Source organism: Pseudomonas sp. D1-36 (genome assembly GCF_051132205.1).
Lineage (GTDB): Bacteria > Pseudomonadota > Gammaproteobacteria > Pseudomonadales > Pseudomonadaceae > Aquipseudomonas.
The window spans coordinates 1,227,180-1,249,158 of record NZ_CP071674.1 but is presented as its reverse complement, the minus strand read 5'-3'; the positions used below and the strand labels follow the sequence as shown (position 1 = coordinate 1,249,158).

Below are 21,979 nucleotides of genomic sequence, written 5' to 3'. Positions count from 1 at the left end.
CTGATACGCACCAGCTTTTGTGGCGAGGGAGCTTGCTCCCGCTGGGTTGCGAAGCAGCCCCAATTGCCGAACACGGAGTGTCAGCCAAACCACGCCGACCCGTTTGCGACTGCTACGCAGCCGAACGGGAGCAAGCTCCCTCGCCACGGGGCTTTACGGTGCGTCTGCTAACGCGGATCCACCCGGTCCAGCGCCCGGTTTGCTCGTAACTTGAATCCAGCAGATCAACTACCAAACCCCGACTGACCCAAAGTCTCGGCAAATATTTGTCTTGCGATCATCTCGGACCGGCTCCTTCATAACGATAAAGCCATAATCGCCGAGCAGAAAAATTCGGTAATACTGACTTTCCACGATTGGGATGTATCTTTGATAACCGACATGGGTAGCATTGCGCCGCTCACTCTCGGTCGTCACATTAGTGATCCCCATGAACTGCAAGTTTTCCGAAAGCATATAGTAGTCAACATTAAGCAGGTAATGCAGAACCGGCAGGTGTTTGAACGAGCCGCAAGCACTTATCAGCCATGCCCCAGAATAATTAACCGACATGTAGATCCGCTTGGCTTCGTACAGCTCCCGACGGGAAGTGATGTCATGTCCCAAGCTATAAAGCGCACCGTTGCCAAAGTCCTTTTGAAGCGTTAGCACCCTGCCATAAGCAAAGGACAGTGAAAGTGTTGCCAGAAGCGGAATAGCTAGCAGCAAGGGCAATCGGCGATGAATCGGTGAGAGGGCCAAAAACGCAAGATAGAACACAACCGTTAACAGCACACCAAAGCCCATCAGTGTCCGGGCACCTCCATTAAAATCCCGAAAAAACAGAGTAATACCGGGCACCAGCAGAGCTAGTAAGGGCAGCGTCAGAAAACATCCCAGGGTCATCAGGCCCGTTTTCCAACGCTGCTCTTCACGTGCCAACACCCGACGACCCAGTTGAGCTAAGCCGACCAACGCAAACAGGGTGAGCACGGTTATTGTCCACGTGTATCCGCCATGAAACAAAAGCGCGGTTTTCTCCAGCACCCTGCCAACATTGATGCTGACCTGTAAAAACGGATTGGCTTCCCAGTTCAATAATGCGGTTCTCTCCGCGCCCATGAACAAACCGGTCATTGTGAGATAAATCAGCATGGCCAATCCAAGCTGAGCAAGCTTCCAACCCAGCATTTTTAGCCACTGTGGATATGGCTCGCACGTGTATGCAGATCTAAGCAGCTCCACGCAACACAACCCCAAAAACACATTCACACTAACTTGATAGAGCCCGAACGCAAGCACCAACAACGCCGCAGGCACCAACAATTGACGCACTCTCGACGCACTCTTGAAAACCACAGCATAAATAACTGGCACCAGGCTTAAAGCAATACCAACCCCATCATATTGATACGACAATCCCTGCAATAAAAAAGGGTTATACCAAAGAGGTAACGGCACCAAGCAGCAAGCTAGCGTCGGCTCAGAAAAGTAGTGATACGTTAGACGGGTCAAAGCTGAAGTCATAGCCAATACGGCGAACAACAAAGGCAGCGGAAATATATTAGGCGCAGCACTGGTAAACGACAGCGCTTGATAGAACAACTCAAGAAACCAACGACCTTGTCCAGCCCAAGCAGTTCCAGCCCCCAGCGTCCGCCAGTTATCGTCGATATAGCGAAAGTCAGCGAGAATTAACGGCAGCACATAAGCCGAAGTTGCCAGTAAGAAAAAAATCACAACCTGATGACAATCGAGCTCACGCTCCCAAAGACTGTTCATTCTCCGCATCATGATTCATTCCGCACGTTGGGTTGCCCGCCGCAGACCATCTCCTTGATGACATACCGAGGCCGGTGCTTTGTCTCTAAGTAGATCCGCCCGATGTACTCGCCCAACACACCGATGCCGATCAGTTGCACCCCGCCCAAGAATAGGATTGCAGTCATCAGCGATGGATAGCCGGGCAGATCGTTTCCAAAGATCAACTTGTCCAGCACCATGTACCCGGCATACGCCAGCGAAACCAATGAAATGAAACCGCCGAGGTAAGTCCACAACCGCAACGGCACAGTGCTGAACGACGTGATGCCTTCGAGCGCCAGATTCCATAACTTCCATCCATTGAATTTGCTGCTGCCAGCGGCGCGACCGGCGCGGTCGTATTCGACGATAACGGTGGTAAACCCCGCCCACGACAACACGCCTTTCATGAACAGTTGGTATTCGGGAAGGGTCTTGATGACGTCCACGACCTTGCGGTCCATCAGCCGAAAATCGCCGACGTTTCGCTCGATATGGGGATAGGCGATTTGATCGAGCAAGCGATAGAACAGCGCAGCGCATCCGCGCTTCAGGTAACTGTCGGATGAACGATCACGACGCTTGGCCAGCACCACTTCGGCGCCCTTTTCCCATTCGGCAACAAGCTTGGGAATCACCTCGATGGGGTCTTGCAGGTCTACGTCCATGGGAATGACCACGTCCCCGTCGGCGTGTTCGATTCCGGCAAACAAGGCGGGCTCCTTGCCGAAGTTTCGGGAAAAATTAATCAACACGACCAGGTTATCGACCAGCGCGATGTCACGTGCAAGCGCATCCGTCTGGTCAGCGCTGCCATCGTTGATGAAGATGATCTCTACGCTGTAACCGGCCAACGCCGGGTGCTGACGGACACTTTTGTAGAACAGTCCCAGGGTCTGCTCTTCATTGAACACCGGAACAATCAGCGAGATCTTCATGGACGTTGCCCACGAAACACCACGAACCGGGAGAGCAGAAATCCGAACACCAGACTCAGCAGCGAAAATACCCCCACCGTCAACAACCCATGGAGCCGCCAGCGGTCTCCCAGATAACCCACGGCATAACTGAGCGCTCCCATGACACACAGGAAAATCACATACCCCGTTACCGAGAGTTTGGCCTCGAAGGTATAGAGCGCATTGAGGTAATAGGAGAACGAAGCGGCCACGCAAAACGCAGCCAGATTACTGATCGACTGATCGAGACCGACCGCTACGCACAGCACAAAAAATACCTGCCAATGGAGCAGCGTATTGGCGAGGCCGACCAGCGAGTACGTAAAGAAAGTGCTCCACCTCGCGTTTCGGGATTCGTTCATGGCTGCTGAAAGTCATGAAGCGATTTGAACCGGAACAAGCTGTACCCCATCGCCAGGTTCAACAGGCAATACAAAACCACCGTTACCCATCCAGGCGAATCCAGCGCGTCGCCCATCGAGCCGACCGCGTAACTCAAAATCCCCATCAGACCATTGCACAGCAGATAGCCGCGCCATGACTCTCCGGGCTTGAAGATGTATAGCGCATTCACATAAAACGAAAACGCCGCAGCGAAGCAAAACGCTGCGAAGTTACTGGTCGCCTGTGCCAGTCCGACGGCGCCATACAAAAGAAAAAAAACCTGGCCATGGATCAGTCCATTGACCAGTGCGATAACCATCAACGCAGAAAAACCGTTCATTGTGCAGCCTTGCCATTTGCCAGTTGGCGGGCTTCCACGCTAGGCGACGGGCCTACGGCGGTCTACTGTCAGATCTTACAGGTCGGGCACCGAATCCGACGGACGGTCACGCCCCATATCTACGAAAAAGCCCCAGCCATCTGACCGCAATGCCATTCACTTAAGAAAAATGATGACCCTGTGGCGAGGGAGCTTGCTCCCGCTCGGCTGCGAAGCAGTCGTAAACCGGCGGGTGCGGTGTGTCTGATACGCCGCACTTGGCAGGTTTTGGGGCCGCTTCGCGGCCCAGCGGGAGCAAGCTCCCTCGCCACGGGTTTGCCGATTGCCTTAAGTAAACAGCATTGCAGTCATCTGACCGGGGCTTTATTTCACATCGCGATTTATCTTACGAAACCGAACGCACCGAACCCCGCACATCCCCGGTCGGCTGCAACTTGAAGGTGTAGAACAGCACCGTCAGCAACACCAGGAACGCCGGGCCGATATACAACGCCACGCGCGTATCGGGGAAGTACGCCATCAGGCCCACCACCAGCACCAGGAATGCCAGCGCAAGATAGGAGCTGACCGGGTACAGCCACATGCGATATTTCAGCGTGGCACGCTCGGAAGCGCTCAGGCCTTTGCGGAACTTGAGCTGGGCCAGCAGGATCATGACCCAGGTCCAGATCGCGCCGAAAGTGGCGATGGAGGTCACCCAGACGAAGACTTTTTCCGGCACCAGGTAGTTGAGCAGCACCCCCAGCAGCAAGGCGGCGATGGACAGCAGCAGTGCGCGGCGTGGTACGCCGTTGCTTGAGGTCTTGGCGAAGCCGGCCGGGGCCTGGCCATTTTGCGCCAGGCTGTAGAGCATGCGACCCGTGCTGAAGATTCCACCATTGCAGGACGACAGCGCGGCGGTGATCACCACGAAGTTGATGATGCCGGCGGCGGTCTTGATGCCCAGGCGCTCGAAGGTCATCACGAACGGGCTGCCCTGGGTGCCGATTTCGTTCCACGGATAGATCGACAGGATCACGAACAACGCGCCGACGTAGAACAGCAGGATCCGCCAGAACACCGAGCCGATGGCGTTGGGGATGGTTTTCTGTGGGTTGCGTGCTTCACCGGCGGTCAGGCCGATCATTTCCACGCCCAGGTAGGCGAACATGACCATTTGCAGGGACATCAACACGCCGGACACGCCGTTGGGCATGAAACCGCCGTGGGTCCACAGATTGGAAATACCCAGTGCCACGCCGTCGTTGCCGAAACCGAAGGCGATGATGCCGACGCCGCCGATGACCATGGCGATGATGGTCACGATCTTGATCAGGGCGAACCAGAATTCGAATTCACCGAAGGCCTTGACCGCGATCAGGTTGATCGAGCCCATGCTGACCAATGCGGCCAGGGCCCAGATCCAGCGGGGCACGTCGGGGAACCAGATGCCCATGTACACCGCCACCGCGGTGATCTCGGCCACGCAGGTCACCAGCCACAGGAACCAGTAGTTCCAACCGGTCAGGAAACCGGCGAGCGGGCCGAGGTAATCCTGGGCGTAGCGGCTGAACGAACCGGCCACCGGGTTGTGCACGGCCATTTCGCCGAGGGCGCGCATGATCACCAGAATCGCCAGGCCACCGATGATGTAGGACAGCATGATCGCCGGCCCGGCCATCTCGATCGCCTTGGCCGAACCTAGGAACAGCCCGACACCGATGCAGGCGCCAAGCGCCATCAAGCGGATATGCCGCTCGCCGAGCTCACGTTTGAGCGGACCACCCTGCGCGGTCTCGCCATGGGGCAGAGGATTGCCGACTGGCATAGGGATACAACCTCGTCTTGTTATTGGATTGACCACCGAGTCTCCAAAGCCGCGGGCGGATGGGCCTGCGGGCATTGCCGAAACCGGGCCTGCCTTATGGGCAGACCGTCCTGTAGGAAAATTCCTCAAGATCAGCGGGTCGTGCAGTATAAAAAGCTCGGATCAGAAAGTTTCACTATAAAAGCAGGTTAATTCAGGTAGTTCCTCAGCCGAAAATGACTTTCTGGAGAGGCATTATCTGAGCTGACGATCTTTGAGAAGCTGCGCCGAGTATTGCACAGTGATGGTACAGCGTCATGCGCTGGCATGGGTCGATGGCTCTGGTTCAAGGCTTTCAGACCCAACCAGCCCGTGGCGAGGGAGCTTGCTCCCGCTGGAGGGCGAAGCCGCCCTCGCTTTTCAGCTTTCAACTGCAGGCGGCCGCTGCGCGACCGAGCGGGAGCAAGCTCCCTCGCCACGATGACTACGTTGTTTTCGGAAAAGTCGTTCAACCATCAACGCGCCGGGTCGGAACAAGCACGGCTACCGTTACGGTTAACTCAGCCAAAGGAAGCACGGAATGCATCCTCTACGTCCAAACTCTCACCGGCTACGTCATGGACGTTCATCAGAACCGGGGCGAGGTTATCTTGTCACCACGGTAATCCACCGACGCGTACCTATCTTCAAAGATTTTCAGCTAGGCCGTTTGCTGGTTGCAGAAATGCGTCTGGCTCATGAGCGATATCAGGTCAATTCGCTTGCCTGGGTTGTGATGCCGGACCACCTTCATTGGTTGGTGCAGCTGGAACAACCTCGACTGTCTGAAGTGATGCAAGGGGTCAAGTCTCGCAGCACCCTTGCGATCAATCGAGCCATGGGCCGGACGGGCGCCATCTGGCAAAACGGGTTCCACGACAGGGCAATCCGCGACAATCAGGATTTGCAGCCCTGCGCTCGCTACATTATCGCCAACCCCCTTCGCGCTGGCCTGGTAGATCGCATTGGCGATTACCCGCTCTGGGATGTCATTTGGCTCTGAGTGCTTTTGTGGCGAGGGAGCAAGCTCCCTCGCCACAGGAACCTCAGCGCTCATGATTTCGGTGTCCACAATTTCCCCTCCCCCCACGCCAACCACCGTCTAAGCTTCAAGCAAGTCCGATCAATCTGCGTGAATGGATCAGTCGACTATGGGCGCTTTGTGGCAAACCGATTCGAATAAACCTGTGGTCCCGACTGAACGTATGGAAGAAGCGCCTTTACCCAAAAAAACTCGCCGCGCCCGGCATGGCTGGCGGGCGTTCTGGTTGTTGTTGCTGATTATCGTGGTGGTGGTCGGCCTGGCCGTGGCCAAGGAGATGCGCACGTCCCGGTTCCAGGCCCAGGAGCTCAGCAAATACGCGGCGTCCCTGACCTATGCGGTGCAACCCGGCCCCAGCGACGCCATCGTCTACCCCGGTGCGGGCCCGTTCGATCAGCGATTGGGCTACAGCTCTCTGGGGGAATTCCTGCCTCGTTTGCTCAAGCGTGACTACGTGATCGAGGCCCAGGCGCGTTTTTCTCCGGCCTTGATGGACTATGTCGACAAAGGCCTGTTCGTGCCCTACGCGGAAAAGATCCAGGCTGGCTTGACCATTACCGATTGCCGCGCCGCGCCGGTCTATCAGTTCAAGTATCCGCAACAGCTTTACGCCAGTTTCGATGACATTCCTCCGGTCGTGGTGCAAAGCCTTTTGTTCATCGAGAACCGCTTCCTGCTCGACCCCAAGCAACCATTGGCCAACCCCGCGGTGGACTGGCCACGCTTCGGCATGGCGGCGTGGTCCCAGGTCGCCAAATTGTTGAGCCTGCCAGGGCAATCCGCCGGCGGCAGCACGCTCGCGACGCAGTTGGAGAAATACCGGCATTCCCCCGAGGGCCTGACCGTGTCGGGCGCGGAGAAGATCCGTCAGATGATTTCCGCCAGCGTGCGCGCCTATCAGGCCGGCCCGCAAACCCTCGAGGCCCGCCAACGGGTCATTCGTGACTACCTCAACAGCGTGCCGCTTTCCGCCGTGCCGGGGCATGGCGAGGTCCACGGCATGGCGGAAGGGCTGAGGGTCTGGTATGGCGCGGATTTCAGACGGGCCAACGAACGATTGTCCAGCACCGCCACCGACCCCAAGAGCCTTGCGGAAAAAGGCCTGGCCCTGCGGGAAATGTTGTCGTTGATGATTGCCCAGCGGCGCCCGTCGCACTATCTCTCGAAGGGGCACGACGAGCTCGCCCATCTCACCGACAGCCACATCCGGCTGCTGGCCCAGAACGGCGTGATCGATGCCGCGCTGGCAGATGCCGCACTGGCCAGTAAGGTCAGCTACCGCGATTGGGTCCAGGACCCGACCGTCCAGCCTATCGAAACCAACAAGGGCATCAGTGCCGCCCGCAGTCGCATCGCCGCGCTGCTCAATCGTCCGCTGTACGACCTCGATCGCCTCGACCTCTCCGCCACCAGCACGTTGCAAAGCGATTTGCAGGCCCAGGCCACCGAGTACCTCAAGCGATTGGCCGACCCGGCATTCGCCGCCGAGATCGGCCTGATGGGAGAACGCCTGTTGACCCCCACCAGCACCACGCAGGTGCGCTACAGCTTCACCTTGCTGGAACTGACCCCGGACGGCTCGCGAGTGCGGATCCAGACCGACAGCACCGACCAACCCTTCGACATCAATGAGGGCAGCAAACTGGAACTGGGCTCCACCGCCAAGTTGCGGGTGCTGACCACGTACTTGCAGATCATCGCCGAACTCCACGAGCGTTATGCGCAACAGGCCCCGGCTATCCTGAAGAAAACCGAGATCACCGACCAGGACCGCCTGTCCCGCTGGGCCGTGGACTACCTGATCGAAAACACCGACCGCAGCCTGCCGAAAATGCTCGAAGCGGCGCTGGACCGCACGTATTCAGCCAGCCCCGGCGAGGCGTTTTTCACCGGCGGCGGGCTGCACACTTTTCATAACTTTCGCAAGGAGGACGACGGTCGCAACCCCACGCTGCGCGACGCCTTGCGCGAATCCATCAACCTGCCTTTCATTCGCCTGATGCGCGACCTGGTGCGCTACGCCACCTACGCCGGCCCGAATAACAGTTCCGAACTGCTCAAGGACGACAAAGACCCGCGTCGCCAGGAATACCTGGCCCAGTTTGCTGATCGTGAAGGCACTTCGTTCCTGCTCAGGTTCTGGAAGAAGTACCAGAAAAAGGACACCGGCCAGCGCCTCGAGACCTTCCTCGACGGCATGCGCCCCACCGCCATCCGCCTGGCCGCCGTACACCGCTATTTCTTTCCCAGCGACAGCCAGGAAAGCTTCAACCGCTTCGTGCGCGCTCATTTGAAGTCGGCCAAGAGTGCTGAAAAACTCACCGATGAACGCCTGGAACGGCTCTACCAGAGCTACGGCCCCGGCGCCTATGACTTGCCGGACCAAGGCTTCATCGCCAAGGTCCATCCGCTGGACCTGTGGCTGATGGGCTATCTGTTGAACAACCCCGACGCTAAGTTCAGCCAGATCGTCAAGGCCAGCCGGTTCGAGCGCCAGGAAGTCTATAGCTGGTTATTCAAAAGCCGGCACAAGAGCGCCCGGGACAGCCGTATCCGCACCATGCTCGAAATCGAAGCGTTCCTGGATATTCACCAACGCTGGCAGAAGGTCGGCTACCCGTTCGACCATCTCGTGCCGTCCCTTGCCACCGCGATCGGCAGCTCTGGGGATCGCCCCGCCGCGCTTGCGGAGCTGGTGGGGACGATTCTCAACGACGGCGTCCGCCAGCCTGCGCTGCGGGTCGACAGCCTGCAGTTCGCCGTCGACACGCCCTATGAAACGCGAGTGGTCAGCGACCCGGACAACGGCAAGCGCGTGATGCCGGTCGAAGTGGCCCGTGCGTTGCGCGGTGCATTATCCCAAGTGGTGGATGCCGGCACCGCGAAACGGGTGGCTGGAAGCTTCAAACTGGCCGATGGCACGCCACTGGCCATGGGCGGCAAGACGGGCACCGGCGACAACCGTATCGAAGCCGTCGGCTCCGGTGGACGGGTCATCAGCTCCAAATCCATCAACCGCACCGCGACGTTCGTGTTCTACATCGGTGACAGCCATTTCGGCACGCTCACCGCTTACGTACCCGGCGTGTCGGCGCAGAACTTCAAGTTCACCTCCGCCTTGCCGGTCCAGGTGCTCAAAGGCATGGCGCCGTTTCTCTCGCCGTACTTGCAACCGGGCACGCATACCCAGTGCCAGCCGTTGGTGACGAGCCGTTAGGCCAGGACGCCATACCACACGGTGTCCCCGTCATTGAGCTGCGCTACGGCGCAAGGGCCTCGAACACAATATTGACAGTGCCGTGGTACTGGCCAGGCCTATAACCACCGTCCGGCTTGATGGCGGTGATGTCCAGGTCCACTTGCAACCAACCGCCCGCTTCGGAGGCTGTCGCCACCTGTTGGGTCTGAAGATTCAACTGCACGTTATGGAACATCACACGCAGGTCAATGCGCTCGTGACCGTTGGACAGGTATGCCGGCTCCGCAAGGCGGGCGCCAACGGCGCCGTTAGTGTTCTTTACTCGATAATGCTTCGACAGCGCTCCTAGCTCTCCGGTGATGGAATTGTAGGGCAGCCTCTGTTCCAAGTGGATCCAGCCCGTCTGAACCGGATGCACATAGAAGCTACGCGTCGGGATGACGACGGAAACCTCAAAGGTTTCCCGTTCAACCGCTCCCCAAGCCGTAAAACTTGAGACCATCAAAAAAATGGAAAGGAGCGTACGTGCCAATGTCTCGGACATAATGATTACCTGTGGCGAACGGCGGCGAGCCATCAGCCCTTGATCTCGATTTCTTTCTGTTGATCACCCTCGATCAGGGTGAAGCGGTATTCACGCCCTGGCTGCTTGTCGATGGAGAATGTCTTCCCGGCCATGACGTGATGCTTGAGGGTCGGCTCGCAGTCGTTCGTTTTTTGGACCGAACAGTCCTTGAACTCGTCGATCACCACCACGCTGTTGCCGTTATTGCGCAACGAATAGCGACTGCCGGTGTGATCGATGACGGTCTCGAAAAGGGTGTCCTTGGGGCGAACGAAAAACACCGTGCCGTAGCCGGCCAGGACCTTGACGCCGGCCGCCATGCGTTCTTGTTTATATTCCTCGCGCTCCTCGGCGCTGATGGCGAACTCATCCTCGGCCTCGGGCACCACCGGCACGAAACGCAGCCGGAAGTAGCGTTCCTCGCTCCGATCGCCCATGAACAACAAGCGGGTGCCCTGCACGCCATTGGCCGGCACGATCAGGCGCGCCGGGCTCGCCATCAGGCCATCACGGGCGATGACACCGGCCTGGTTCTCAACGGGCACTTCTTGATAGCTGCCGTCGTCGTTGTAAATAATTTCCAGGACACTGACCTTGACGAATGCAGTAGACGTCCCGCCGTTGAACACCCGTTTCATGTAGGTGCTCTTGTCGCCCTGAAGATAGTCATAGACCACGCCGACACTGATCTGCGGCCCAGCCACGGCCACGCTGCAAAACATCGAGAGCCCGACCCATGCCAATAAATGCTTCATTACTTCTTAACCTCATGTATTAAACGCAACTCACCGAATACTGCCGGTAGTCGGGCTATTTAAATTTCTGAATTCCATATCACCGTGACGGTGCCGGCATACGTACCAGGGCCCCGATCGATCATGTTCGCGAAGTTGGCGCTGTTGATAACAAAGTGCAGAGTTCCGGGTTTACGATCGACAAACCTATCCACGGAAATTTTTTGATTATTCGTCCCCGAAAACAGACGTATACGGTTGATCGGTTGGCCGGTGCTATTGGTAAAACCGTCAGGTAGCGTCATATAGATATACACCGGGACAGTAGAAATGCCTGGGCGGTCTATCCCGCAATCACCGTTCATGTTGTACTGGCACTCAAGATTCACCGTGAAAGGTGAAGACGCCGAGATAAGGAATGTCTGGTCTCGAAACAATTCGGTCGGCTTGACTCCGCTGTCCAGCCAGGCTTGCCAGCCCTGCCGTGGTTCCAGCACAACCCGGTTTCCGCCCGGTGGCACTTCAATCTTGAGAACATGCTCGACATCCAGTGTGAAATTGACGGTCAGCACCGGATCATTGGGGATCACCACATCACCGAAATCGAAATCCTGCCCCGGCCCCAGGGTTAACGTAAGCGAGCCCTGGTAACGGCCGCCGGCCATTCCGATGGGGTTGGGGGTACGCAGCTCATAGGCAAGACTTAAAGCCGCGAACTCGAACCGATTAATCGAATATCGGGCCGGTTTGGCACATGTGGCTTCTGTCGGGGTTTTCCAGAAGAACCACAAGGGGGACGGATGGAACCCGCTCCCGTTCGGCGTGATGCAGGGCGAAGGTGCGTCCCGCCAAGTAGAGCCAAAAATCATCTGGACGGCGGTAGACTCGTCAACGCCGCCACCCACTATCTCGCTCGCCCGGGGAGTGAGCCCAACGCCTGCGCCTAATCCGACCACGCGGAATTGAAGGTTCTCTGTATGGCCTGTACCGGCGTGGGTGACCTGCACCGTACGCCAGATGGCCGGTGCTTTAACCATCGGACCTTGCCGGGGATTTTGATGGTTGGCTTGAATAGGCCCGCCTGAAGCCACACCGGCCCACCCCAGGCTGAAGATACCCGCCGACTCGCAGTAAGCGGGAAGTTGCGCGCAATACCCGCTGTTTCGCGTGGTGTTGACGAATGTATTCTCGTTGGGCTTCCCGCTATCCGCCCTGAATTGCGCGGTGATGTCCAGCGTGGCGGCATGAACAAGCGGCAGGCCGGCCAACCAGGCCACCGCAACCGCGCCGCTTGCCAGTCTCCTTAAAAACTTCATCTATACAACCTCATGCATCAAAGCGAATCGTTGCGAGCCATCGCGGGAAAGCAGCGCAATCCCAGCATTCAAGCGGCTCATGAAGGCCGTTTGGCCGCGCCGGCATCGGTAATCGTGGTATCGGCCAAGGTGTCCGGCGTACAACGCAAGTCACCGATCATCAGCACATCCCCCTCGTCGCTGGCGTTGTTCGGATCGAAACGGAACTGGCAGAGCAACTGGTTGCCGTGGCGCACTTCCAGCGTCGGCGAGCCGGCATTCATTTCCATGGAGAAGAACCCGTCCACCTCGCTCACCCCGCGGCTGGCATGGTTGATGACGTGGTGGCCCTTGAGCGGTTGCCCCTGTTCGTCGAGCAAGCGACCGAGCACGGTCACGGTTCTCATCACGCTGATCCGGCGATAATCCACACCGCCCTTGTTCAGGTGATAACGGGTGCGCGACGGCGCGATGTTCGCCGCCGGGGGATGCACGCCGTCGAAGTCGAAGGTCACCATGCTGTTCTGATAGGCGGTGATCGGCACAAAATTTCGGCCTGGATGCAACACGGTGCTGCCACCGGTCAAGTCATCGGCGCGCAGGACAACGTGGTCCAGGTCGGTTTCCACGTCGACGATCATCCCCGCGCCGCGCCCCTGGGGCTCGCCGGTGAATGCGGCCTTGCTGCCGCCGACGGCCACGGTGCTGCTCAGGTTCAAGCCACCGGCCAGGTTGTCGTTATAGGACGAGCGCTGGACGAACCCGTCGCCGTAAAGAGAGTCGGTCTGGAAACTGGCGAGACCGGACAGGCCCACGCCATAGGTGTCAGCCAGCACCGTGCCGGAGACACTTTGCAAGACGTGGTCCTCCAGGCTGCGCCGATAGGACAGCGAGGCATTGTTGTCCCGCTCGCCGTCGCGCGAAGTGCGGGTGCCCACGCTGCCCGACCAGTACTCGCCCCGCCCGCCCAGCGCAACGCTGACACTTAGGTCGATGCCACGATTACGTTTGTCGCCAGTGCTCGACGTCCCGGGGCGGTCAAACACCGAAAAACGCCAGTTGGCGTCGCTGCCACGCAGCTTGCCGCGCTGGGTCCAGCCCAAGTCAAGGCCCGTACCCTGGACATTGCCTTCGCTGTAAGCGATCCGGCCATTTAACGAGCTCTTGTTGCTCAGCCGATGATTGACCGACAACGAAGAGTTGCTGGTCTGGCCGATGAACACATTGCGCTGGCGGATACGGGTGCCGTCGGGCAAGGTCTCGTAGGTTTTGCGGGTATCCAGCCAACTGCGGTTGTGGCTGGCGACCACGCTGCCATTGCCGTAACTGTACAAGCCCTGCACATCCATTCCGGTGCCGTACTGCTGGGTCTGATAGACATTGGCGTACAGGCTGGTGCTACTGCCCAGGGTCCAGTCCACCGACGTGCCGACTTGCAATTTATCCTGCACCTGGCGCGTGGAGGCGCCCAGGATCACCCGGGGATGGAGCAAGTAATTGAGCCCTAGCCCCGCGGTGTTGAAACCCGAGGGCTGGTCTTCCCAGTTGCTCCACAGCCGGGTCTCGCGTCCGGCGAACAGGTTGTAGCGCCAGCGGTCCTCGACATTGGTCCAGTTGTTGGGCTTGTAGACCAGCTCCTGGCTGGTGGCGGTGGTTTGCCCGTCCTCGACCAGACGGACTTCCACTTCATAAATCCCGCCGGGCAAGGACCGGGTGTCGAGGCTCTGCAAGCCAGCGCCGACCGCTTGGGTGTTGATCAACAGGCCGTTGCGATAGATCTCCACCGATGCCTGACGACTGGCGGTGACGTAAATGGGGTAGACACTGGGCTTGGGATTGTCGATGGCCAGGCTGTCGGAGCTGCCATACATCACGCCCAGCGCGGTGTCGGGGTTGGCGCCGAACGCGCGAATCTGGCGATTTAAGCCATCGGAGCCGGGGGTGAAATAACCCAGGCGAAAAAAACTGCCTTCCAGCTCTCGCTGGGTATAAAGCTCGTGGACGGCGTGGTACAGCTTGTCGTCCGGGCCACCAAGACGAGACAGCTGGAGGTCGAGCGATTGGCTCCAGTTACCGATACTGGAACTGGCGTTGAGGCCATAACGCCCACCGGTGTCCTGTTCCTGGCCGCCATTGATATTGAGTTGGTTATTTAAGATCAGCCCGAAGCTACCGTCTTGCGGTTGATCGTAATAACGCTTGGTTTCGCTGGTTCGCTCCACGTCTCGGGTGAGGATCGAGACCAAGGAGTTTTCAAGACTGTAATGCACGGCGAGCAACCCAGATGCGCAGTTGGCTTCGCATGCGCCCAGCGGCTGCCCTTGCTTGAGTAATTGCTCCCATTGATCACGCTCGACCGGTTTTATCAGGCTGTCCTGGGTGTCGGTGAATTCGAGCAGGGTGACCCGATCATCCCGAGTCAAGACCACCATGGCTTCACCGAGATAGTGTTGATTGAGTTCAACACGAACCGCCAAGGGCACGTCAAAGAAATGCGATTCGAACTCCGCCGGCAGTCCCTTGGCCTGGGATAACAGACTTGTCGGCGTCGTACCGGGGGCAGTCGGCGCGGCCAATGCGGTCGCGCACAACAATAGCGCGAGCGCACCCGCGATGGGTGTCATCGAAAACATCAACGGACTCTCATAATCAACGAGTGATCAGGGCGTTTCAGGTACAGGCCGGTCGGTTGGGGAGGACCGGCCGGCCTGCGGTCATGCCATGGAATGGATGAGTTCCATCAGGCACTGAGTGGCATCAACGCGGAGCGCGAGGTACCGCATCGAAGATGACCGTCATGTCAGCGACGTACCGGCCAGTCTGGTTGGCCAAGGGCTTGGCCGCGGAGATAAGCATGTCAGCTGCGGTACCCCCGTTCGACGATGCGTCGTCCACCACTTCTTGAGGCGTGGCGGTCAAAGTGACACCGTTGAATGTGGTGGTCAGGGCGATGTCGTTGCTGCCATTGGAGAGCGACTGCGGACCGCCGTCGATGTAGGCATGGACCGAACCATCGGTGTTCTTCACGTCGAAAACCTGTCGCAATGGATTCAAGGTGCTGCTCGCCGGGTTGTAGCCCATGTATTCGTCCTTACCGAAGTTTGGGTTGCGCGGCAGGACGTGGAACGAATTGGTCGGGATGTCCGCAGTGATATGGATGGCCGAGCGCGCATCATCAGCAGCGAATGCCAACGACGAACTCAGCGCGGCGGCAGTCAGGGAGGCAGCGGTTACGAATTGCTTAAGCATGTTGTTAACACCTGTTCTTAGCATAAAGAGAATGGTTGCAACGGCAGACAAAGAGCAACTTTGCCTGCCTGTCCAACGCCGAGCATGATGGCCTCTCTTCAACTAAAAAAAAGCAGGGCATTTCCCACAAACTTGTAATAAATCCGGCAAACGCAACAGGGAAAAAAACGCAAAAATCTATAAAAAACAAGTTCATCTGTCAGAAACAGACCACAATCCGGACCTACACCCTTTTTGTCATGGCAAAAGCCTATTAGCGCTCCCGTGCGCATTGAGCATTGCTGTAAGGTCCGCTCCTGAGAACAACTTATCCTTCTCGCCGACAAGATATATCTTAGTTCCAGAAACTTAACAAGACGAAAGATATATCTTTGTCCGAGATATATCTTTTTTATTTATATGCAGAACGGAGACAGCATATGAAGAACCTCTATTCTCACCCCACTCCCGCCTTCGAACTAGAATACGACCGTTTCGAACCGCGCCCGACCGCCTCGCGAGGCAACCGGGCCCCACGGGTCTTCGCCTCGGGTGATTTAAAAGTGTTGCTGCTGGCGCTGATTGCCGAACAGCCTTGCCACGGCTATGACCTGATCCGCCGGATCGAGCACCTGTTCGAGGGCGCCTACAGCCCCAGCCCGGGCGTGGTCTACCCGACCCTCACCTTTCTGGAAATGAACGCTTTGGTCAGCTGCAGCGTCGAAAATGGGAAAAAAAGCTACAGCGTGACCGATGCCGGACGTCTATCACTGGAGAACCAGGCCCAAGCGCTGGATGAAGTGCGCTCGCGCATCGAAATCAGCAAGCGCACATTGCGCGGCCATGACCGCCCCCCGGAAATCCGCGAAGCGGTGTATAACCTGCGGCATGCCCTGCAAACGCACCATGGCCGTTGGAGCCCTGATGAAATCCTGCGGGTACGCGACCTGCTCAACGACACCGTCAAAGCCATTGTCGACGGCCCTGGCAGTCCAACCGTTTCGGAGTAAAAGCATGACTGGAGTTGATCCAAACACCATCCACCGCGTCAGCCACGAGATCAAACGCCGCCGCCTGCAAGTGCTGCGCGTGGTCGACCTGACACCGCGCATGCGCCGCATTACCGTCGGCGGGCCGGAACTGGCCGGATTCGTCAGCCTGGGCACCGACGATCACATAAAACTGTTGTTCCCCCAGAACGCCGAGGAACACGCCGCCCTGGAAAACTTCGCGCCCGGTGCGGGCAAGGCGCAGGGTCCGATGCCAGAAATGCGCGACTACACCCCGCGCCGCTATGACCTGGACGCCCTGGAGCTGGACATCGATTTCGTGCTCCATGGCGACGGCCCCGCTTCGACCTGGGCGGCCCAGGCCGCGCCCGGCCAATACCTCAACATCGCCGGGCCACGGGGGTCGATGATTGTGCCGGACGTCTTCGACAGCTACCTGTTGATCGGCGACGAAACCGCCTTGCCCGCCATCGCTCGCCGTCTCGAAGGCCTTGCCCCCAATCGGAAGGCCTTGGTGGTGGTGGAAGTGGAAAATGGCGCCGAACAGCAGGTGCTCCACAGCCCCGCGCAGGTGCATGTGATCTGGGTATTGCGTGAGGGGCGCCAGGACAGCCTGCTACGCACCGTGCAGCAGTTGGAAATGCCCGGCGGCAAGCTGTACGCCTGGGTCGCGACCGAGAGCAAGGTGTCCCGGCAGATCCGTAAGGTATTGCTGGAAGAGAAAGGCCTGGACCAGGATTTTGTGAAGGCCGTGGGGTATTGGAAGCTGGATGACAGTGAGGAAGATTGAGGGATGGCTTGCTGCTGAAGTAACCTTCTGACACTAATGGCCCTTGTGGCGAGGGAGCTTGCTCCCGCTGGCTGCGCAGCAGCCCCCCAAAAAACAGTCACCTCGATCTATCTGATCCACCGAGTTGTCAGGTTTTGGGTCTGCTTCGCAGCCCAGCGGGAGCAAGCTCCCTCGCCACAGGGGGCTTCGTTGTCCTTGAGGGTTCACCCGACATTCCATCCCCACCAGGTACCCGGTCCCATGCTTTACCTGATCGCCTACATCGGCAGCGTCGTGCTGATCAACTTCGCATTTTCAGCCGCGCCGCACCTGGACATCATCTGGTCGGCCTGGGGGGGCCTGGTGTTTATCTTGCGGGACATGGTGCAGACCCGCTTCGGCCATGGCGCCATCGTGGCGATGCTGGTGGCGCTGGTGCTGTCCTACGTCACCTCCGACCCAACCATCGCCCTGGCCAGCGCCACGGCGTTTGCCGTCTCCGAGTGCATCGACTGGCTGGTGTTCACGGTCACCAAGCGTCCGCTGCATGACCGGTTGTGGATCAGTTCGGCACTGAGCATCCCTCTCGATACATTCATTTTCTTCGGCCTGATCGACGCCCTGACGCCCGCCGTGATAATCACCGCGCTGCTCTCGAAATTCGCCGGGGTCACGGCCGTCTGGCTGATCATGGCCTGGCGTTTGCGCAAACAGGCCGTCGCCGGCTGACGCGGTTCATGTAAAATGCCGCGTTTTCTCCCCATGGGAAGCTCGCCCGGCGCGCGCCCCCGATGATCCGCTCCTGTTTTGAGGACCTTCAGATGACCCGTATCGGAACTCCATTGTCGCCCACCGCGACCCGCGTTTTGTTGTGTGGCAGCGGTGAGCTGGGCAAGGAAGTGGTAATCGAACTGCAGCGACTGGGCGTTGAAGTGATTGCCGTGGATCGCTACGCCAACGCGCCGGCGATGCAAGTGGCCCATCGCAGCCACGTGATCAACATGCTCGATGGCGCCGCCCTGCGTGCGGTGATCGAGGCCGAGAAGCCGCACTACATCGTGCCGGAGATCGAAGCCATCGCCACCGCCACCCTGGTGGAGCTGGAAGCCGAAGGTTTCACGGTGATTCCTACGGCCCGCGCCGCGCAACTGACCATGAACCGTGAAGGCATCCGTCGCCTGGCCGCCGAAGAGCTGGGCCTTCCGACTTCCCCGTATTTCTTCGCCGACACCGTGGAAGACTACCGCAAGGCCGTCGAGACCCTGGGTTTCCCCTGCGTGGTCAAGCCGGTGATGAGTTCCTCGGGCAAGGGCCAGAGCCTGCTGCGCGGCGTTGAAGACGTGCAGAAAGCCTGGGACTACGCTCAGGAAGGCGGCCGCGCTGGCAAGGGCCGGGTGATCATCGAAGGCTTCATCGATTTCGATTACGAAATCACCCTACTCACCGTGCGCCATGTCGGCGGCACCACGTTCTGCGCACCGGTCGGCCACCGTCAGGAAAAGGGCGACTACCAGGAATCCTGGCAACCACAGGCCATGAGCCCGGCGGCGCTGGCCGAATCCGAGCGCGTAGCCAAGGCAGTGACCGAGGCCCTGGGTGGCCGCGGCCTGTTTGGCGTCGAGCTGTTCATCAAGGGCGACCAAGTGTGGTTCAGCGAAGTCTCCCCGCGCCCCCACGATACCGGCCTGGTCACGCTGATCTCCCAGGACCTGTCTCAGTTCGCCCTGCACGCCCGGGCCATCCTCGGCCTGCCGATTCCGTTGATCCGCCAGTTCGGCCCATCGGCTTCGGCGGTAATCCTCGTGGAAGGCCAATCGACCCAGACCGCGTTTGCCAACCTCGGCGCCGCCCTGAGCGAGCCGGACACGGCGCTGCGTCTATTCGGCAAGCCGGAAGTCAACGGTCAGCGCCGCCTGGGCGTGGCCCTGGCCCGCGACGAATCCATCGAAGCCGCCCGCGCCAAGGCGACCCGGGCTTCCCAGGCCGTCAAGATCGAGTTGTAAAGCCCAGGGCTGAACACAGTCCTTGTGGTGAAGGGATTTATCTGTGGCGAGGGGATTTATCCCCGCTGGGTTGCGCAGCAGCCCTAAACCCAACAACTCGGGGTGTCAGGCAGATTGGGTTTGCTGCTTTGGGGCTGCTGCGCAGCCCAGCGGGGATAAATCCCCTCGCCACAAAAGCGTGTTGTGTTCACAAAGGCCAAGGCTTGGCGTGTTCACAAAAGCCAGCGTGAAATCGAGGGATTAAAAAAGGCGACACCCGCAAGGGTGTCGCCTTTTTCATGAGCGCCGGTAGGGCTTAATCCGGCAGTTTGTAGGCAATCACATAGTCACCCTGCTTGGTGCCCAGGGAACCGTGCCCCCCTGCAACGACCAGCACGTATTGCTTACCGTCCTTGCCGGTGTAGGTCATCGGCGTGGTCTGAGCGCCAGCAGGCAGGCGGCCTTCCCACAATTGCTTGCCGTTCTTCACGTCATAAGCGCGCAGGTACTGGTCAAGCGTGCCGCTGAGGAATGCCAGGCCACTGGCGGTGGTGAATGTGCCGCCCAGGCTTGGAACACCCATGCTCAGCGGGATCGGAACCGGCGAGCTGTCGCGCACCGTGCCGTTCTTGTGCATCCACAGGGTCTTGTTGTTGGTCAGGTCCACGGCCGCGACATAACCCCACGCAGGCGCCTGGCACGGCAGCCCCATGGGCGAGAGCAGCGCTTCGAGGATCACGCCATATGGCGCGCCTTTGTTTGGCTGCACGCCTTCGGTCTCGCTCTTGCGACCCGGGCCACCGGCCACTTCCGCCGCCGGTACCAACTTCGATTTGAACGCCATGTAGCTCGGGTTGACGAAGGCGATCTGGCGCACCGGATCGACAGAAATGCCGCCCCAGTCGAACACACCGAAGTTGCCAGGATAAACAATCGAGCCCTGCAACGAAGGCGGTGTGAACATACCGTCATAGCGCAGCGACTTGAAGTCGATCCGGCACAGCATCTGGTCGAACGGCGTGACGCCCCACATGTCCCGCTCCTTGAGGACCGGCGGCACGAAGTTCAGGTCGGACATCGGCTGGGTCGGCGAGGTGAAGTCGCCTTCCACCGCGCCTTGGGGCACCGGGACCTCCTTGATCGGCACGATCGGCTGGCCGTTACTGCGGTCCAGCACGTAGATGCTGCCCTGCTTGGTCGATGCCAGCACAGCCGGCTTCACGCCATCGGCGGTTTTCATGTCCATCAGGGTCGGTTGACCGCCAACGTCCATGTCCCACAGATCGTGGTGAGTGAACTGGAAGTACCAGCGCACCTTGCCGGTGGCGATGTCCAGGGCGGTCAGGCCAGCGGCGTATTTTTCCGATTCAGGGGTACGGAAACCACCAAACTGGTCGGGGGTCTGGTTGCCCATCGGCAGGTAAAGCATGCCGAGTTTTTCATCGACGCTGAACATGGACCACATGTTCGGCGAGTTGCGGGTGTAGGTCTGGCCTTCGGCAATCGGCGTGGTGTCGTCCGGGTTGCCGCTGTCCCAGTTCCACACCAGCTTGCCGGTGTGCACGTCATAGGCGCGGATCACGCCGCTTGGCTCGTCGGTGGAGACGTTATCGGTGACATGGCCGCCGATAACGACCAGATTCTGGGTGACCGCCGGTGGCGAAGTGGAGTAGTAACCTCCGGCCGTGAAACCACCGATGTTGGCGCTCAAGTCGACCTGGCCTTTATCGCCGAAGTCTTCGCACATCTTGCCGGTGTCGGCGTTGAGGGCGATCAGGCGGGTGTCGGCCGTCGGCAGGAAGATCCGCCGTGGGCAAACGGTGCTGGCCGGCGTAGTGCTCGCGGCGCCGGTCGGGCTCTGCTCGGCCGAGGCGTAGACGGCGTCATCGTGATAGCTCACGCCACGGCAGGTCATGTGGGCCCAGCCCTTGAAGTTTTCCGCGTTCTGCGTAGAAAGCTTCGGATCGAAGCGCCAGATTTCCTTGCCGGTTTCTGGCTCCAGAGCGATGACCTGGCTGTGGGGCGTGCACACATAAAGCATGCCGTTGACCTTCAGCGGGGTATTTTCCGCGGTGGTCTCGCCTGGGTCGTTCGGCCCTGGCAGGTCACCGGTGCGGAACGTCCAGGCTTCCTTCAGCTTGCTGACGTTTTCAGGGGTGATCTGCGCCAGTGGCGAATAACGGTCGCCATGGGCGCTGCGGCCGTAGGAGTTCCAATCCCCGTCCGGCATGGCCGGTGCGGTGTTGGTCACGCCCGGTACGCTGTCGCGGTCCAGTTGGCCCTTGATCTCACCAGGGTTGGTGAATTGGCTGGCGAGGGCGGCGATACCCGCGATGACAACGGCCGCACCCAGCGCTCGGGTGCCCATCGGCGATGCATCGGCGGTCAGCAACGGGCGCCGGAACCACGGCAGCAGCATGACGATGCCCAAGGCGAACAGCATGGCCAGGCGCGGCACCAATTGCCACCAATCCAGGCCCACTTCCCATAACGCCCACACCGTACTGGCGAATAAAACCAGCGCGTACATCCCCAGCGCTGCACGGCGCGCCAGAATCAGCAGTACACCAGTAATCGCCAGGCCGATGCCCGCCAGCAGATAATACAGCGAGCCGCCGAGCGTGCTCAGTTTGATCCCACCAGCCAACAAGGCCAGCCCCATCAATAGAAGCAGAATGCCGAGCAAGCTCGGTAGCAGACGGCTTCGACTCAAAGCACCCTCAGCGCTCATAGTGTGTATCTCCGTGACGTTTTAAAGAGTCCCGCGCAAGTAGTCACTTTAGATGACGATCTTGAGGGGGCATGGTTCAGTTGGAAAAAGGCAAATTCGATGACGCGGTCGCTGTAGGAACGGACTTGCTCGCG

At 59.2% G+C, this 21,979-nt stretch carries 17 protein-coding genes; 6 read left to right on the top strand and 11 right to left on the bottom strand.

Annotated elements, in window-relative coordinates; genetic code table 11:
* Window positions 1–228 precede the first annotated feature (228 nt).
* The 5 genes from J3P76_RS05565 to J3P76_RS05545 all read right to left on the bottom strand — a co-directional run bounded on the left by J3P76_RS05565 (window position 229) and on the right by J3P76_RS05545 (window position 5,272).
* Window positions 229–1,770, bottom strand: coding sequence for a glucosyltransferase domain-containing protein (locus tag J3P76_RS05565; protein WP_434702021.1), 1,542 nt, complete (start codon window positions 1,768–1,770; stop codon window positions 229–231).
* A complete protein-coding gene (locus tag J3P76_RS05560) occupies window positions 1,770–2,720 on the bottom strand; it encodes a glycosyltransferase family 2 protein (protein WP_434701641.1) in 951 nt (316 codons plus the stop codon). Before J3P76_RS05560 ends, J3P76_RS05565 begins: the two co-directional genes overlap by 1 nt.
* A complete protein-coding gene (locus tag J3P76_RS05555) occupies window positions 2,717–3,103 on the bottom strand; it encodes a GtrA family protein (protein ID WP_434701640.1) in 387 nt (128 codons plus the stop codon). Before J3P76_RS05555 ends, J3P76_RS05560 begins: the two co-directional genes overlap by 4 nt.
* On the bottom strand, window positions 3,100–3,465 hold the full coding sequence (locus J3P76_RS05550) for a GtrA family protein (protein WP_434701639.1): 366 nt from the start codon (window positions 3,463–3,465) through the stop codon (window positions 3,100–3,102). Before J3P76_RS05550 ends, J3P76_RS05555 begins: the two co-directional genes overlap by 4 nt.
* 385 nt (window positions 3,466–3,850) lie before the next feature.
* Complete coding sequence (locus tag J3P76_RS05545) at window positions 3,851–5,272, bottom strand: amino acid permease (RefSeq protein WP_434701638.1); 1,422 nt, start codon at window positions 5,270–5,272, stop codon at window positions 3,851–3,853.
* A 559-nt stretch (window positions 5,273–5,831) separates the two neighbouring features.
* Here J3P76_RS05545 and J3P76_RS05540 point away from each other — a divergent pair.
* Entirely contained in the window at window positions 5,832–6,293 is a 462-nt protein-coding gene (locus J3P76_RS05540) for an REP-associated tyrosine transposase (protein ID WP_420765337.1), read from the top strand.
* Window positions 6,294–6,441: 148 nt separating this feature from the next.
* Window positions 6,442–9,549 carry a transglycosylase domain-containing protein gene (locus J3P76_RS05535; RefSeq protein WP_434701637.1) on the top strand — a complete coding sequence of 1,036 codons (3,108 nt, stop codon included), beginning with the start codon at window positions 6,442–6,444 and terminating at the stop codon, window positions 9,547–9,549.
* 43 nt (window positions 9,550–9,592) lie between these two features.
* Here the strand turns inward: J3P76_RS05535 and J3P76_RS05530 are convergent, their stop codons facing one another.
* From J3P76_RS05530 to J3P76_RS05510, 5 genes are all read right to left on the bottom strand, one after another.
* Complete coding sequence (locus tag J3P76_RS05530) at window positions 9,593–10,075, bottom strand: CS1 type fimbrial major subunit (protein ID WP_434701636.1); 483 nt, start codon at window positions 10,073–10,075, stop codon at window positions 9,593–9,595.
* Window positions 10,076–10,107: 32 nt separating this feature from the next.
* The gene (locus J3P76_RS05525) at window positions 10,108–10,851 is read right to left on the bottom strand and encodes a molecular chaperone (RefSeq protein WP_434701635.1); all 744 of its coding nucleotides are present in this window, start codon (window positions 10,849–10,851) and stop codon (window positions 10,108–10,110) included.
* Between the two features lie 59 nt (window positions 10,852–10,910).
* Window positions 10,911–12,146 (bottom strand): hypothetical protein, encoded by a 1,236-nt coding sequence (locus tag J3P76_RS05520; RefSeq protein WP_434701634.1) that lies wholly within the window; start codon window positions 12,144–12,146, stop codon window positions 10,911–10,913.
* 77 nt (window positions 12,147–12,223) lie between these two features.
* Window positions 12,224–14,758 (bottom strand): CS1-pili formation C-terminal domain-containing protein, encoded by a 2,535-nt coding sequence (locus J3P76_RS05515; RefSeq protein ID WP_434607552.1) that lies wholly within the window; start codon window positions 14,756–14,758, stop codon window positions 12,224–12,226.
* A gap of 124 nt (window positions 14,759–14,882) precedes the next feature.
* Window positions 14,883–15,374, bottom strand: a complete 492-nt coding sequence (locus J3P76_RS05510; RefSeq protein ID WP_434607554.1) for a CS1 type fimbrial major subunit — start codon at window positions 15,372–15,374, stop codon at window positions 14,883–14,885.
* A 419-nt stretch (window positions 15,375–15,793) separates the two neighbouring features.
* On the opposite strand from J3P76_RS05510, the gene J3P76_RS05505 reads away from it, so the two are divergent.
* From J3P76_RS05505 to purT, 4 genes are all read left to right on the top strand, one after another.
* Window positions 15,794–16,363 (top strand): helix-turn-helix transcriptional regulator, encoded by a 570-nt coding sequence (locus tag J3P76_RS05505; RefSeq protein ID WP_434701633.1) that lies wholly within the window; start codon window positions 15,794–15,796, stop codon window positions 16,361–16,363.
* A gap of 4 nt (window positions 16,364–16,367) precedes the next feature.
* Window positions 16,368–17,153, top strand: coding sequence for a siderophore-interacting protein (locus tag J3P76_RS05500; RefSeq protein ID WP_434560419.1), 786 nt, complete (start codon window positions 16,368–16,370; stop codon window positions 17,151–17,153).
* Between the two features lie 240 nt (window positions 17,154–17,393).
* Window positions 17,394–17,861, top strand: a complete 468-nt coding sequence (locus tag J3P76_RS05495; protein ID WP_434701631.1) for a preQ0 transporter — start codon at window positions 17,394–17,396, stop codon at window positions 17,859–17,861.
* Between the two features lie 92 nt (window positions 17,862–17,953).
* Complete coding sequence (purT, locus tag J3P76_RS05490) at window positions 17,954–19,135, top strand: formate-dependent phosphoribosylglycinamide formyltransferase (protein ID WP_434560421.1); 1,182 nt, start codon at window positions 17,954–17,956, stop codon at window positions 19,133–19,135.
* A 295-nt stretch (window positions 19,136–19,430) separates the two neighbouring features.
* On the opposite strand, the gene J3P76_RS05485 is transcribed toward purT, so the two are convergent.
* A complete protein-coding gene (locus J3P76_RS05485) occupies window positions 19,431–21,845 on the bottom strand; it encodes a glucose/quinate/shikimate family membrane-bound PQQ-dependent dehydrogenase (RefSeq protein ID WP_434560423.1) in 2,415 nt (804 codons plus the stop codon).
* Window positions 21,846–21,979: the final 134 nt, after the last annotated feature.

What these genes read in the sequence shown, in the direction of transcription:
- J3P76_RS05565 (WP_434702021.1), bottom strand. Translation starts at nt 1,770, where the DNA reads ATGCGGAGAATGAACAGTCTTTGGGAGCGTGAGCTCGATTGTCATCAG.
- J3P76_RS05560 (WP_434701641.1), bottom strand. Translation starts at nt 2,720, where the DNA reads ATGAAGATCTCGCTGATTGTTCCGGTGTTCAATGAAGAGCAGACCCTG.
- J3P76_RS05555 (WP_434701640.1), bottom strand. Translation starts at nt 3,103, where the DNA reads ATGAACGAATCCCGAAACGCGAGGTGGAGCACTTTCTTTACGTACTCG.
- J3P76_RS05550 (WP_434701639.1), bottom strand. Translation starts at nt 3,465, where the DNA reads ATGAACGGTTTTTCTGCGTTGATGGTTATCGCACTGGTCAATGGACTG.
- J3P76_RS05545 (WP_434701638.1), bottom strand. Translation starts at nt 5,272, where the DNA reads ATGCCAGTCGGCAATCCTCTGCCCCATGGCGAGACCGCGCAGGGTGGT.
- J3P76_RS05540 (WP_420765337.1), top strand. Translation starts at nt 5,832, where the DNA reads ATGCATCCTCTACGTCCAAACTCTCACCGGCTACGTCATGGACGTTCA.
- J3P76_RS05535 (WP_434701637.1), top strand. Translation starts at nt 6,442, where the DNA reads ATGGGCGCTTTGTGGCAAACCGATTCGAATAAACCTGTGGTCCCGACT.
- J3P76_RS05530 (WP_434701636.1), bottom strand. Translation starts at nt 10,075, where the DNA reads ATGTCCGAGACATTGGCACGTACGCTCCTTTCCATTTTTTTGATGGTC.
- J3P76_RS05525 (WP_434701635.1), bottom strand. Translation starts at nt 10,851, where the DNA reads ATGAAGCATTTATTGGCATGGGTCGGGCTCTCGATGTTTTGCAGCGTG.
- J3P76_RS05520 (WP_434701634.1), bottom strand. Translation starts at nt 12,146, where the DNA reads ATGAAGTTTTTAAGGAGACTGGCAAGCGGCGCGGTTGCGGTGGCCTGG.
- J3P76_RS05515 (WP_434607552.1), bottom strand. Translation starts at nt 14,758, where the DNA reads ATGTTTTCGATGACACCCATCGCGGGTGCGCTCGCGCTATTGTTGTGC.
- J3P76_RS05510 (WP_434607554.1), bottom strand. Translation starts at nt 15,374, where the DNA reads ATGCTTAAGCAATTCGTAACCGCTGCCTCCCTGACTGCCGCCGCGCTG.
- J3P76_RS05505 (WP_434701633.1), top strand. Translation starts at nt 15,794, where the DNA reads ATGAAGAACCTCTATTCTCACCCCACTCCCGCCTTCGAACTAGAATAC.
- J3P76_RS05500 (WP_434560419.1), top strand. Translation starts at nt 16,368, where the DNA reads ATGACTGGAGTTGATCCAAACACCATCCACCGCGTCAGCCACGAGATC.
- J3P76_RS05495 (WP_434701631.1), top strand. Translation starts at nt 17,394, where the DNA reads ATGCTTTACCTGATCGCCTACATCGGCAGCGTCGTGCTGATCAACTTC.
- purT (WP_434560421.1), top strand. Translation starts at nt 17,954, where the DNA reads ATGACCCGTATCGGAACTCCATTGTCGCCCACCGCGACCCGCGTTTTG.
- J3P76_RS05485 (WP_434560423.1), bottom strand. Translation starts at nt 21,845, where the DNA reads ATGAGCGCTGAGGGTGCTTTGAGTCGAAGCCGTCTGCTACCGAGCTTG.